Below are 13,304 nucleotides of genomic sequence, written 5' to 3'. Positions count from 1 at the left end.
GGATCACTCCTCGAACCGGTACCCCCGCCCGGCCTCCGTGAGGAGGTGTCGCGGATGGGCGGGGTCACTCTCAAGCTTGCGCCTCAGCTGCGCCATGTACACGCGCAGGTACTGTGTTTCCTCGCCGTACGCCGGTCCCCACACGGTCTGGAGGAGCTGCCGCTGCGTCACGAGCTTGCCGCGGTTGGCCACGAGCATCTGCAGGACGCCCCATTCGCGGGGTGTGAGGTGCACGCGTTCGCCGTCACGCGTCACGGTTGCGGCGCCGAGGTCCACGAGGAGATCGCCCGTGTCGATCACGCCGCCTGGGGAGGCGTGCGCCGAGCGGCGTTCGACGGCGCGCAGCCGGGCAAGCAGCTCGTCGAGGCCGAACGGCTTGGTCACGTAATCGTCGGCGCCCGCGTCGAGCGCCTCGACCTTGTCCGTCGAGCCGTGCCGCGCCGACAGGACGACGATCGGCATGTCCGACCAGCCGCGGATGCCCCGAATCACCTCGGAGCCGTCCATGTCGGGGAGCCCGAGGTCGAGCACGAGGACGTCGGGCGGCTTCGAGGCGGCGAGGTGGAGCGCCTCGGCGCCGTTGGCCGCGACGGCCACGGCGTACCCCTCGGCCCGCAGGTTGATCTGCAACGCGCGCAGCAGCTGAGGCTCGTCGTCGACCACGAGAACGCGCTTCATTAAAGGGACTCCCTACTCTCGCGGCCCAGCGTACAGCGGCATCCGGAGGACCATCGTGAGCCCTTGGCCCGGGGTCGGCTCCGCCGCGAGCTCGCCCCCCATCGCCTCGATGAAGCCCTTGGCAACGGCGAGGCCGAGGCCGATCCCCGGCCCCTTGCCCTCGTCCCCGAGCCGCTGGAAAGGCTGGAACATCGCGAGGACGCGCTCGGGCGGAACTCCCGTGCCGTGGTCGACCACCCTGAGCTCGCTCACGGGGCGGTCGCCGATTCCGGGAGCGAGGAGCCCGCCCGTCGTCGCGATGACCACGATGTCGCTCCCGGGCGCGTACTTGACCGCGTTCTCCACGACGTTGGCGAGGGCGCGCACCAGAAGGCCGCGGTCGCCGTCGACCGCTGGAAGGTTCGGCGCGAGGTCGATCCGCACGGCCTCCGGGGGCAGTTCCGCGAGGACCTCGGACACGACGTCGAGCCACGTGACGGGCTCGTGCAGCACGGCGAGGGCGTCGCTGTCGATGCGGGACATGTCGAGAAGGTTCGCCACGAGGTTGTCGAGCCGGCCCGAGTAGGCGTCGATGGCCTCGAGCATCTCCCTCTGCTCACCGACCGTCATCTTGGCGCGTTGGCGCCGCAGGGCCGTGACGGCGAGGCGGATTCCCGCGAGCGGCGTCCGGAGGTCGTGCGAGACGGCACGGAGGATCGACGTGCGGATGCGGTTCGCCTCGCCGAGCCTGACCGTCTCCCGGAGACTCAGCGCGAGCTGCTGCCGCTCGAGGAGGGCCGTGAGGTGGGCCTCGAACGCCGCCATGAGCCGGCGCTCGCCCCCGCTGAGCGCCCGGCCCCGCCACGCGAGGGTGAGATCGGGCTCGAAGTGGTCGGCGCCGTCGGCCTCGTCTGGCGAGGCGGGCGCGTCCTGGCCTGCGCGCGCACGCGTGGCCCACGAGCTGTCGCCGTCCTCGGCGAGGACGCTCACGGACGCGAGCTGGAACTCCCCGCGGAGCTGCTCGAGGAACTCCGGGACGCTCTGGTCCCGCGCGAGCGAGCCCCGCGCGAGCTCGCTCAGCGTCCCGGCCTCCGCGCGGGACTGCGCTGCGTCCCGCGACCGCCGCGACGAGACGCCCACCACAAGGGAGAACGCGACGGCGACGGCGAGGAAGACCATGAGCGCGAAGAAGTTCTGAGGGTCGTCGATTGTGAGCGTGCCGATGGGCGGCGTCACGAAGTAGTTGAGGAGAAGGGAGTCGAAGACCGCGGCCACCACGGCCGGCCACAGCCCCCCGATGAACGCGACCGTCACCACCCCGGAGAGGTGCGCGAGCGCGTGGGTCGTGAGGTTGAGCTCGGGGAACGGCAGGAGTACGGACGTCATGACGATCGGCACGACGAGCGCGAGGACGTACCCAGCGATCGTGCGGCGGCGCCCGAGGAGGGGCGTGAGCCGCTTGCGGGGAGCGCGGCCCGCGAGCGAGTGGGTCACCATGTGCACGTCGATCTCGCCGGAGTTGCGGACGACGGCGCTGCCCACCCCTCCGCGTCCGAACAGCTGCTGGAGCCGGGTGTGCCGGGAGATCCCGACGACGATCTGGGTCGCATTGACGCTGCGGGCGAAGTCGAGGAGGCTTCCGGCAACGTCGTCACCCGCGAGCTGGTGGTAGCTCCCGCCCAGGTCTTCGACGAGTTTCCGTTGCGACGCGAGCGTCTGCTCGGAGCCTTCGGCGAGGCCGTCCGGACGCCGGACGTGGACACCGAGCAGATCGCCGCCGCTCACGCGCGAGATGATCCGGGCGGCGCGCCGGATGAGCGCCTCGCCCTCCGGGCCGCCCGTGAGCGCGACCACGACGCGCTCGCGGGCCGGCCACGTCTCGTCGATCCGATGCCGCGCACGGTACTCGGCGAGCCCCTCTTCGACGCGGTCCGCGAGCCAGATCAGGGCGATCTCGCGCAGCGCGGACAGGTTGCCGAGCCGGAAGTAGTTGGCCAGCGCGGCGTCGATTTTGTCCGGCGCGTACACGAGCCCCGAGCTGAGCCGCTGCCGGAGCAGCTCCGGCGGGATGTCGACGAGCTCGATCTGGTCCGCCTTGCGGACCACGGCGTCGGGGACCATCTCCTGCTGTCGCGTGCCCGTGATGGACTCGACCACGTCGTTGAGGGACGCGAGGTGTTGGACGTTGACGGTTGTGAAGACGTTGATCCCGGCGTCGAGGAGCTCGTCGACGTCCTCCCAGCGCTTCTGGTGACGGCTTCCGGGCGCGTTGGTGTGCGCGTATTCGTCGACGAGCGCGGTGTGCGGCCTGCGCGCGAGCACGGCGTCGACGTCCATCTCGGGCAGTCTCGTCCCGCGATACTCGACCAGGCGCTCCGGGATGAGTTCGAGTCCGTCGGTGAGCGCGGCGGTCTGGGCGCGGCCGTGGTCCATGACGACGGCGACCACGACGTCCGTGCCCGACGCGGCAAGGCGATGGGCCTCTTCGAGCATCCCATAGGTCTTGCCGACGCCGGGCGCGGCGCCGAGGAAGATGCGCAGGCTACCGCGGTCCATGCCTTGATTCTTCCAGTCGGCCTACCGTGACGGGCCTATTTGACGAGTCCGGCGATCGCGAGATTGAGCTTGGTGGTGTTGACCGCGGGCTGCCCGAGGAGGCGCAGGACCGGATTGTTCGTCGCGTCCGCCACGAGCTTTTCCACTTGGTCCGTGCTCAGGCCGGTGGCCTTCGCGACGCGAGGCACCTGAAGCTCCGCGTACGCCGGCGAGATGTCCGGATCGAGCCCCGAGCCCGAACTCGTCACCGCATCGATCGGCACGGCCGCGTCCGCGACGCCCTCGCGGGCGGCGACCGCGGCGCGCGCGTCGGATTCCGCTTTCGCGAGCGCGGGGTCGGATGGGCCAAGGTTCGTTGCGGAGGACGACGACGGGTCCCACTTGACCGCGGACGGGCGCGGGAAGAAGAACCGGTTCTCCTGGTCGGGAACGGCCTGGGCGATGAGCGTCGAGGCCGCGGCTTGCCCGTTGAGCTGCTCGATCGAGCCGTTGGCCTGGCGCGAGGCGACGGCCTGCCCCACGCCGAACATGGCGAGCGGGTAGAGGACTCCGAGGAGGATCGTGCACAGCCCCAGAAGGCGGAACGCGGTGCCGAATTGTCGGAGATAGACGTTCAAAGGGGACTCCCTTCCTTTCGAGAGGTCAGTGCAGCCCTGGCACGACGGCCAGGAGCAGGTCGATGATCTTGATGCCGATGAACGGCGCGATGATTCCGCCCACGCCATAGATGAGCAGGTTCCGTCGGAGCGCCTGCTGGGCGGACACGGGCCGGTAGCGGACGCCGCGGAGGGCGAGCGGCACGAGCATCACGATGATGATCGCGTTGAAGATGACGGCCGCGAGGACCGCGCTCTTCGGGCTCGCGAGGCCCATGACGTTCAGCAGGCCCAGACCCGGGAACACGGCCACGAACAGTGCCGGGATGATCGCGAAGTACTTCGCGACGTCGTTCGCGACCGAGAACGTGGTGAGCGAGCCGCGCGTGATGAGCAGCTGCTTGCCGATCGCGACGACGTCGATGAGCTTCGTCGGGTCGGAGTCGAGGTCCACCATGTTGGCGGCCTCCTTCGCGGCCTGCGTGCCCGAGTTCATCGCGACGCCGACGTCCGCCGCGGCCAGCGCCGGGGCGTCGTTCGTGCCGTCGCCCGTCATCGCGACGAGCTGCCCGGCCTCTTGCTCCTGCCGGATGCGCGTGAGCTTGTCCTCGGGGGTCGCCTCGGCCAGGTAGTCGTCCACGCCGGCCTCGCGGGCGATCGCGGCGGCCGTGAGCTTGTTGTCGCCCGTGATCATGACCGTGCGGATGCCCATGCGCCGCAACGCCGCGAAGCGATCCGCGATGCCCGGCTTGACCACGTCGGCGAGGTGGACGACCCCCAGCACGCGCGGCCGACCGCCGTCGTGCGTCGCCACCACGAGCGGCGTGCCGCCGTCGCGCGAAATACGGTCGACGTCGCCGTTCACTGCCGCGGGGAGGTCGCCGCCCAGCTCGCGGACCCAGCGTCCGACGGCGGTCGCCGCGCCCTTGCGGTAGAGGCGCTGGCCGTCGTCGAGCCCGCTCATGCGGGTCACGGCCGTGAACTCGACCGCGCTCACGTGGCCGCCGCGCAGCCCCGTGAGCTCGGCGAGATCCGGGCCGTCCGCGCCGCGTTCGGTCGCGAGGTCCACGATCGAGCGGCCCTCGGGCGTCTCGTCCGCGAGGGAGGAGAGGCGGGCTGATTCGACGAGCTCGGCGGGATCGATGCCGGGAGCCGGCAGGAAGTCGACCGCCCGGCGGTTGCCGTATGTGATCGTGCCGGTCTTGTCGAGCAGGAGCGTTGTGATGTCTCCAGCCGTCTCGACGGCGCGGCCGCTCGTCGCGAGGACATTGTGCTGCACGAGCCGGTCCATGCCCGCGATGCCGATCGCCGGGACGAGCGCGCCGATGGTCGTGGGGATGAGGCACACGAGCAGGGCCACGAGGACCACAGGGGAAGGGATCGAGCCCGCGAGATTCGCGAACGGCACGAGCGCCGCGGTCACCACGAGGAAGACGATCGTGAGGGCCACGAGGAGCACGTGCAGCGCGATTTCGTTCGGCGTCCTCTGCCGCTCGGCGCCCTCGACGAGCGCGATCATGCGGTCGATGAACGTGGTCCCCGGATCTGCCGTGATGCGGACCACGACCCGGTCGGAAATGACCTTGGTCCCGCCGGTCACGGCCGAGCGGTCACCGCCCGACTCGCGGATGACGGGCGCGGATTCGCCCGTGATGGCGGACTCGTCGACCATCGCGAGGCCCTCGACGATTTCGCCATCGGACGGGACGATGTCCCCGGCCTCGCACACCACGAGATCGCCCTTGCGGAGCTCTGAGGCGGGAACGGCTTCCTCTGTACTTGAAGACCTGCCCATCCCACCCGCAGACCCGCCCATCCCACCCGCAGACCCGCCCATCCCACCCGCAGACCCGCCCATCCCACCCGCAGACCCGCCCATCCCACCCCGCAGGCGCCGCGCCACGAGGCCCTGGCGGCCCATGCGAAGGCTCTCGGCCTGCGCCTTGCCGCGGCCCTCGGCGAGGGCCTCGGAGAAGTTCGCGAAGAGGACCGTGAGCAGGAGCCAGGCGGTGATGACGACGCTGAAGACGACGTCGGGGCTTCCCTGGGCAATCTGGACCGCGGACGCGATCGCGGAGACGATCGTGCCGATGAGCACCGTGAACATGACCGGCGAGTGCCTCATCTGGCGCGGGTCGAGCTTGACGAACGATTCCGGGATGGCGTCGAGGATGAGCTGCCGGTTGAAGGCGCGGCGGCGCTTGTACGCGTGCCCGGACAGCTCGGTGACCCGGGGTGCCGGGACGTGGGCTGGCGCGGGCGCCGGGGGCTGCCCGGGCGCGGGCTGTCCGGGCGCGGGCTGTCCTGGTTGGGCGGGAACGTCGTGTTCGGCGGTCTTCATCGGAAGGTTCCTTCCGCGATCGGTCCCAGCGCGAACGCCGGGAAGTAGTTGAGGGCAGTGAGCAGGATGACGACGGTGCCGAGCAGGCCCGCGAAGAGCGGTCCGTAGGTCACGAGGGTTCCCTTCGACAGGGGGATGGGATCTTGCGCGGCGAAGCAGCCCGCGAGGGCGAGGACCAGAATCATGGGAAGGACGCGGCCGAGCCACATCGCGACGCCGAGTAGCGTCGAGAGCAGCGGATCCGAGGTGGTGATCCCGGCGAATGCCGAGCCGTTGTTGTTCGCGGCGGACGTGAAGGCATAGAGCAGCTCGCTGAACTGGTGCGGTCCCTGGGCGGGAGCCTGCGCGACCGCGGCCGGGATGAGGACGGCGGCCCCGGTGAGCACGAGGACGATGACGGGCGTCACGAGGAGATACAGGGCGGCGAGTGTCATGTGTCGCGCCTGGACCTTCTTGCCGAGGTATTCCGGCGTCCGGCCCACCATGAGGCCGCCGAGGAACACCGCGACGACCGCGAGCACGAGGATCCCGTACAGGCCAGATCCAACGCCGCCCGGGGCGATCTCGCCCAGCATCACGTTCGCCATGGCCATGCCGCCCGCGAGGGGCGGGAGCGAATCGTGGGCGGCGTCGACCGCACCCGTCGAGGTGAGGGTCGTCGCCGTCGTGAAGATGCCCGTCGCCGCGGGACCGAAGCGCTGCTCGAGCCCCTCGCCGAGGCTCGGCCACGCCGCGAGGGCCCACGCCATCGCACCGGTCGAGAGCGCCCACAGCGCCCCCATGACGGTGAGGATCGTGTAGCCCTGCTTCTGGTCGCCCACCATGCGCCCGAACGTGTACGGGAGCGCCGACGGGACGAGCAGGATGAGGAAGACCTCGAAGAGATTGGTGAACGCGTTGGGGTTCTCGAACGGGTGGGCCGAGTTCGCGTTGAAGTAGCCGCCGCCGTTCGTGCCGAGGATCTTGATGGCCTCCTGGCTCGCGACCGGGCCGCCCGGGATGGTCTGCGAGACTCCCGTGAGCTGGTTGGTGACGGTGGTGGGCCAGAAGTTCTGCACGATGCCCGCGACGATCAGCACGGTGGCGGCGATCGCGGCGAGCGGCAGGAGGACACGGAACGCAAGCCGGGTCACGTCGACCCAGAAGTTGCCGAGCGAGGTGGAACCCTTGCGCACGAACCCACGGACCACCGCGTACGCGACGGCGATGCCGACGGCCGCGGAGACGAAGTTCTGGACCGTGAGGAACGCCATCTGGATGACGAACCCGACCGTGGTCTCCGGCGTGTACGCCTGCCAGTTGGTGTTGGTGACGAACGAGATCGCGGTGTTCATGGCCACCCACGGATCGACGCCATCGAACTGCCCGCCCGAAAGCAGGGGCTGGATGCGCTGGGCGACGTAGAGCAGGAGGACGCCCGCGACGGAGAGGGCCACGACGCTGCGCGCATAAGCCTTCCACGTCTGCGAGCTGTCCGGGCCAATGCGCGCCAGCCGGTAGAGCCAGCGCTCCGCGCGGAGGTGAGGCCCGCCGTCGTCCGCGACCCGCGCAAGGCACGCGCCCAACGGCCGGTGGACGGCGGCGAGGGCCACGAGCAGGATGGCGATCTGCGTGAAGAACGAGAGGAAGCTGAACTGCATGGCTTACTTGCCTCCCGGACGGAACAGCTGGTCCACGAGGTAGATGCAGAGGATCAGGGCGAGGAGGCCCAGAGCCGCCCACGCGATAAGGGCCGCGCTCACTTCCCATCCACCAGCTTCGAGAGGGCGGACGCGCACCACATCACGAGGCCCGCAAGCACAAGAAAAATCGCCACGACGGCCACGTCGGCCATGACAAACCCCTTCCAGAGGCCGCTCGGTGCGGCCCGTGGAATCAGTCAAACGCCGGGTTTGCGCACGTCAGGGGGTCTTGATTCTTTCCTTGCGCAGGCCGGTTGGTCCTTTGCAGGATCTTGATGCGGAGCGCTCACAATGGAGCCATGGCAACCGTACTTGTGACCGGCGGCACAGGCTTCGTCGGCGCTCACGCTATCGCCCAGCTCCTCACGGCCGGCCACACGGTCCGGACCACCCTGCGTTCGCAGGCTCGGAGGCCCGAGATCGAGCGCATGCTCGTCACGGCCGGTGCGCCGCACACCGAACGCGTCTCCTACGTCCAGGCCGATCTGATGGCGGACGCCGGGTGGAAGGAGGCCGCCTCGGGGGCCGACTACGTCCTGCATGTCGCGTCGCCGTTCCCGAGCCGCCAGCCCAAGGACGAGGACGAGCTCATCGTCCCGGCGCGCGACGGCGCTCTCCGCGTGCTGCGCGCCGCCCGGGACGCTGAGGTCCGGCGGGTGGTCCTCACGTCCTCGTTCGCCGCGATCGGCTACGGGCACGCTCCGGATCTCGCCGGGGGCGCCCACGCTCGGGACGAGACCTCGTGGACCGACGTCCACGGCCCGGGCGTCTCGCCGTACGCGAAGTCGAAGACGATCGCGGAGCGTGCCGCCTGGGACTTCGTCTCGACTGAGGGCGGAGGGCTTGAGCTCGCGGTCGTGAATCCCGTGGCCATCCTCGGGCCCGTCCTGGGACCCGACCTCTCGAATTCGATCCGGATCGTCCAGGCGCTGCTCGCCGGCTATCTTCCCGTGGCCCCGCCGATGTGGATGAACGTGGTCGACGTGCGGGACGTCGTCGACCTCCACCTCAGGGCGATGACCGCGCCCGAGGCCGCCGGGCAGCGTTTCCTGGCCGTGGCCGGCGAGCCGATTTCCGTCCACGCGATGGCGCTCGCGCTCCGTTCGTCCCTCGGCCACTCGGCCGCCAGGGTGCCCGCCCGCACGGCGCCTGCCTGGGTGTTCCGGGCCCTCGCGCTCGCGGCGCCGCCGGCTCGCGAGATCGTTCCCATGCTCAATACGGTGCGGCGCGCGAGCAGCGCGAAGGCGCGCACTGTGCTGGGGTGGTCGCCGCGCTCGAACGAGGAGGCCGTCGTCGCCTGCGCGGAGAGCCTCGTGAGCCAGGGGATCGTCCGGGGCTGACTCGGACCAATGCGATAGCCTGCCGGTATGCCCTACGCCGTGGATTTCACCACTGTCAAGTTCGCGAGGCAGAACTCGAAGCTCGCCGGTACCATCCGCGGCTCCTTCTTCGTCATCAAGAACGAGTACTGATCCCTGACGAGATATGAGCCTCTCGCCTCGCCCCCAGTGCCGCCCCGCTACCTCCGACGACTGGCCCCGCATCCGAGACATCTACGCCGCCGGGATCGAGGCCGGTGATGCGACCTTCGAATCGGCGCCGCCGGACTCCTGGGAGGGGTTCGCGGCCACGAAGGTCTTCGTGATCGTGTGCGAGGACGGGCTCGGCGTGCTCGGCTGGGCCAGCGCCGCCCGAGTGTCGCAGCGCGCGGTCTATCGGGGCGTCGTCGAGCACTCCGTGTACGTGGACCCGGGCGCTGCGGGCCGCGGCGTGGGGAGCGCGCTCATGGCGGGTCTGCTCGACGCGGCGGCGCGCGAGGGCGTGTGGACCGTGCAGGCCACGGTGTTTCCCGAGAACGTGGCGAGCCTCGCCCTCCACCGCAAGTTCGGCTTCCGCGAGGTGGGCCGCCGCGAGCGCATTGCGCTCATGCCGCGCGGTCCGCTGGCCGGGACGTGGCGCGACACGGTGCTCCTCGAGCTCGGATTAGGCCATCGATCTGAGTAAATTCCGTGCGGCCCTTATGGGCCGGGTCGGCGAGTGCGTAGGCTGAGCCAGTGGGGAATCTGCGCGCTCTGTCGCTCGTCTTGTCCGTCGCTGTATTGGGCGGTGCCTTAACCTCCTGCGACAACGGCTCTCAGGCCGCCGCCAAGGCCGCCGCCGATCAGGTATCGAAGGCCCTCTCGGCTCTCGACGTCTCCCAGGCTCCCCTCAGCGGCACCGATCCGTCTGCCGCGCAGACCCGCCTCAAGGCAATCGTCGAGGGCCTCGGCGACGTCAAGCCGAGCGTCTCGGCTGGCCAGGCCACCACATCGAACGGCACCACGACGGTACCGTTCGATTTTCGGTGGAAGCTCTCGGGCCGCGAGTGGACCTACACGACGACGGCGCGGCTCGCCCAGAACGGCGACAAGTGGACGGTCGAATGGAGCCCCACGCTCCTGGCCCCGGGCCTCCAGTCCGGCGAGGTGCTCGTGGCCGACACCAAGGCGCCACCGCGCGCGGACATCCTCGGGGCCGGCGACGCGAAGCTCGTGACCGACCGGCCCGTGCTGCGCGTGGGAATCGACAAGACGAAGGTCGTCGCGCAAGACCAGGACGCGTCCGCCCGGGCCCTCGCCACGCTCGTGGGCCTAGACCCGGCCGATTACGCGAAGCAGGTGGCCTCGGCGGGCGCCAAGGCCTTCGTCGAGGCCATCGTGCTCCGCGACGCCCCCGGCCGCACCCCCACGGACCAGCAGATCACCGCCGTGAGCGGCGCCGTCCTGCTCGGGGACACCCTCCCGCTCGCGCCGACCCGCACGTTCGCGCGCGCCGTGCTCGGCACGGTGGGCCAGGCCACGGCCGAACAGATCCAGAAATCCAACGGCGCGCTGCAGGCGGGCGACGAGACAGGCACGGGCGGCCTCGAGGAACAGTACGACGACGAGCTGCGCGGCCAGGAGGGCGTCACCGTGTATGCGGTCGCCTCGCCGGACGCCGGCGGGGCCCCGAGCTCCGCGAGCCCCAGCGCAAGCCCGGCCTCGAGCGCAAAGCCCTCGCCGTCGTCGTCCGCGGCGGCCAAGCGGCAGCTGTTTGCCGCCGCTCCCGTGCCCGGCACCTCTCTGCGCACCACGCTCGATCCGCGCCTCCAGCAGATCGCGGAGGACGCGCTCGCGAAGGTGGGGCCGGCCTCGGCGGTCGTGGCGATCCGACCCTCGGACGGCTCGGTCCTCGCGGCCGCGAGCGGTCCCGGGAGCAACGGCTACAACACGGCCATGCTGGGCCAGTACGCGCCCGGCTCCATCTTCAAGACGGTCGATTCGCTCGCGCTCCTGCGCGGCGGCGCCACGCCGGACCTCTCGGTCGAGTGCGCCCCGACCCTCACGGTGGACGGCAAGACGTTCCAGAACGCCACCGGCTACCCGAGCGCGCACCTCGGCACGATCACGCTGCGGGACGCGTATGCGCATTCCTGCAACACGGCCTTCATCTCACAGCGGGACAAAGTCTCGCAGGAGCAGCTCCAGGGGACGGCGGCCTCGCTCGGCGTCGGTGTGGACGGGGGCGTCCTCGGCGCGCCAGCCTTCCTCGGTTCCGTGCCCGGCGACGCGACGAGCACCGAACACGCCGCGTCGATGATCGGGCAGGGCAAGGTCCTCTTCTCGCCGCTCTCGGCCGCCGTCATGGCCGCGTCGGTCGAGAAGGGCGGCGTCGTGGCACCGCGGCTCGTGCTCAGCGGGGGCGAGAAGGACGCGCCCACCGCCCCTGCGAGCGGCTCGCCGAGCGGTTCGGCTGCGGCGACGGCGTCCGCCTCGCCCAGGGCGAGCGCGGTCTCGAAGCCCGTCACGCAGGCCGAGTCGGGCACGCTGCGCGACATGATGCGCGCGGTCGTCACGAGCGGGCACGCGGGCTTCCTCATGTCAGTGCCGGGCGCGCCCGTGGGTGCCAAGACCGGAACGGCCGAGTTCGGCAGTGACAACCCTCCCAAGACGCACGCGTGGATCATCGGCGTCCAGGGCGACCTCGCCGTCGCCGTGTTCGTCGACGAGGGCGGCCTCGGCGCGACGATCTCGGGCCCCATCCTCACCGACTTCCTCACGAAGGCTGGCCAATGAGCTCCCAGGGCGACCCTTCGGTGACCGCCGCGTCGGCCGCCGCTCCGGACCACGCCGTGGTCCGCGGCGCCGCGATCGCGACTTTCATCATCTTCGGCACGAACGGCTTCATCTTCGCGAGCTGGGCAGCTCGTATCCCCGCCGTGACGCAGACCCTCGACCTCTCGACGGGCGAGATGGGTCTCATCCTGCTTGTGGGCGCGATCGGCTCGCTGTGTGCGATGCCGCTCGTCGGCCCGACCGCCGGGCGCATCGGGATCGTCCGCACCGTGCGGCTCGGGGGCTTCCTCGCGGTCCTCGCGGGAGGCGCGATCGCGCTGGGGCTCGTGCTGCATGCCGTGGTGGTCGTCGCGGCGGGCCTCGCGCTGTTCGGCGTCGGGATCGCGTTCTGGGACGTGGGGCAGAACATCGCCGGCGCCGACGTCGAACACCGCCTGGGGCGCACGATCATGCCGCAGCTCCACGCGGGCTTCAGCGGAGGCGCGGTCGTGGGGGCGCTCGTGGGCGCGGGGCTCAGCGCGATGGGCGTTCCGCTCCCGGTTCACCTTGCCGCGATCATGGTCGCCGTGGTGCTCATCATGGTGTTCGTGCCGCGACACTTCGTGCCGCTCACCGCGCATGAGGCGCCCGAGTCCGGCGCGGCGGAGGAAGCGGACGACGGCGCGTCCCCGGCCACCGCCCCGAAGGAACCGGGCGGGGCGCTCGCCGCGTGGACGGATCGGCGCACGCTGCTCATCGGCGTCGTCGTCCTCGGCGCGACGCTCACTGAAGGCGCGGGCAACGACTGGATCTCGAAGGGGGTCGTGGACGGCCTCGGCACGAGCGAAGCGGCTGGAGCCGCGCTGTTCGCCGTGTTCGTGGGGGCCATGACCGTGGCCCGCTGGTTCGGCGGGCGGATCATCGATCGCCTTGGCCGCGTCCTCGCGCTCCGGCTCAGCATGGTCTCCGCCCTCGTGGGGCTCTCGATGTATTCCCTCTCGGGAATCTATTGGATCTCGGGGCTCGGCGCGCTCCTGTGGGGGCTCGGCGCCGCGCTCGCGTTCCCCATGGGGATGTCGGCGGCCTCCGACGATCCGCGGCACGCGGCCTCTCGCGTCTCGGTGGTCGCGACGATCGGCTACATTGCATTCCTCGCGGGGCCCCCGTTCCTCGGCTTCCTCGGCGACCATGTGGGGCTGCGGCTCGCGCTCCTCGCGATTCTCGTGCCAATCGCCGTCGCGCTCGTCCTTGCGGGGGCCACCCGCAAACCGGACGAGCCGCCCACCGCCGGTTAAAAAAAGGTCACGTCCCGTGGGGACGAACCCCTCCCCACCGGCTCCCGGCCCTTGCGAGCTCGGGCCGGGTCCCTCGCCGGTGTGGTCCCAGGGACGTGACCTTT

General features: G+C 70.7%; 9 protein-coding genes and 1 pseudogene. 5 read left to right on the top strand and 5 right to left on the bottom strand.

All coding sequences use genetic code 11. From position 1 onward, the window contains the following. Positions 1-3: 3 nt before the first annotated feature. From ACOKR1_RS20660 to kdpA, 5 genes are all read right to left on the bottom strand, one after another. Positions 4-678, bottom strand: a complete 675-nt coding sequence (locus ACOKR1_RS20660) for a response regulator (protein WP_422934747.1) — start codon at positions 676-678, stop codon at positions 4-6. 12 nt (positions 679-690) lie between these two features. Then, complete coding sequence (locus ACOKR1_RS20655; RefSeq protein ID WP_422934746.1) at positions 691-3,213, bottom strand: DUF4118 domain-containing protein; 2,523 nt, start codon at positions 3,211-3,213, stop codon at positions 691-693. Between the two features lie 35 nt (positions 3,214-3,248). After that, complete coding sequence (gene kdpC, locus ACOKR1_RS20650; RefSeq protein WP_422934745.1) at positions 3,249-3,830, bottom strand: K(+)-transporting ATPase subunit C; 582 nt, start codon at positions 3,828-3,830, stop codon at positions 3,249-3,251. Positions 3,831-3,855: 25 nt separating this feature from the next. Next, a complete protein-coding gene (gene kdpB, locus ACOKR1_RS20645) occupies positions 3,856-5,934 on the bottom strand; it encodes a potassium-transporting ATPase subunit KdpB (RefSeq protein ID WP_422936697.1) in 2,079 nt (692 codons plus the stop codon). A gap of 212 nt (positions 5,935-6,146) precedes the next feature. Continuing rightward, positions 6,147-7,790: a potassium-transporting ATPase subunit KdpA gene (kdpA, locus tag ACOKR1_RS20640; RefSeq protein ID WP_422934744.1), complete on the bottom strand. Its 1,644-nt coding sequence runs from the start codon at positions 7,788-7,790 to the stop codon at positions 6,147-6,149. Between the two features lie 341 nt (positions 7,791-8,131). On the opposite strand from kdpA, the gene ACOKR1_RS20635 reads away from it, so the two are divergent. The 5 genes and pseudogenes from ACOKR1_RS20635 (at position 8,132) to ACOKR1_RS20615 (ending at position 13,200) form a co-directional block, all read left to right on the top strand. Then, positions 8,132-9,172: an NAD-dependent epimerase/dehydratase family protein gene (locus ACOKR1_RS20635; RefSeq protein ID WP_422934743.1), complete on the top strand. Its 1,041-nt coding sequence runs from the start codon at positions 8,132-8,134 to the stop codon at positions 9,170-9,172. A 57-nt stretch (positions 9,173-9,229) separates the two neighbouring features. After that, positions 9,230-9,304: pseudogene (locus tag ACOKR1_RS20630) on the top strand (phage tail protein); the annotation flags it as partial. Between the two features lie 13 nt (positions 9,305-9,317). After that, positions 9,318-9,836, top strand: coding sequence for a GNAT family N-acetyltransferase (locus tag ACOKR1_RS20625; protein ID WP_422934742.1), 519 nt, complete (start codon positions 9,318-9,320; stop codon positions 9,834-9,836). 50 nt (positions 9,837-9,886) lie between these two features. Next, positions 9,887-11,926, top strand: a complete 2,040-nt coding sequence (locus tag ACOKR1_RS20620; protein WP_422934741.1) for a penicillin-binding transpeptidase domain-containing protein — start codon at positions 9,887-9,889, stop codon at positions 11,924-11,926. After that, positions 11,923-13,200: an MFS transporter gene (locus ACOKR1_RS20615; RefSeq protein WP_422934740.1), complete on the top strand. Its 1,278-nt coding sequence runs from the start codon at positions 11,923-11,925 to the stop codon at positions 13,198-13,200. The genes ACOKR1_RS20620 and ACOKR1_RS20615 overlap by 4 nt, the downstream gene beginning before the upstream one ends. Positions 13,201-13,304: the final 104 nt, after the last annotated feature.

The organism is Sinomonas sp. P47F7, assembly GCF_049332655.1.
Classification (GTDB): domain Bacteria; phylum Actinomycetota; class Actinomycetes; order Actinomycetales; family Micrococcaceae; genus Sinomonas.
The sequence above is the reverse complement of the archived record's forward strand: the minus strand, read 5'-3'. Positions and strand labels throughout refer to the sequence as shown.

Bases quoted from the DNA above. Each gene is read 5' to 3' on its own strand.
- ACOKR1_RS20660 (WP_422934747.1), bottom strand. From the start codon at position 678: ATGAAGCGCGTTCTCGTGGTCGACGACGAGCCTCAGCTGCTGCGCGCG.
- kdpB (WP_422936697.1), bottom strand. From the start codon at position 5,934: ATGAGGCACTCGCCGGTCATGTTCACGGTGCTCATCGGCACGATCGTC.
- ACOKR1_RS20655 (WP_422934746.1), bottom strand. From the start codon at position 3,213: ATGGACCGCGGTAGCCTGCGCATCTTCCTCGGCGCCGCGCCCGGCGTC.
- kdpA (WP_422934744.1), bottom strand. From the start codon at position 7,790: ATGCAGTTCAGCTTCCTCTCGTTCTTCACGCAGATCGCCATCCTGCTC.
- ACOKR1_RS20635 (WP_422934743.1), top strand. From the start codon at position 8,132: ATGGCAACCGTACTTGTGACCGGCGGCACAGGCTTCGTCGGCGCTCAC.
- ACOKR1_RS20615 (WP_422934740.1), top strand. From the start codon at position 11,923: ATGAGCTCCCAGGGCGACCCTTCGGTGACCGCCGCGTCGGCCGCCGCT.
- ACOKR1_RS20625 (WP_422934742.1), top strand. From the start codon at position 9,318: ATGAGCCTCTCGCCTCGCCCCCAGTGCCGCCCCGCTACCTCCGACGAC.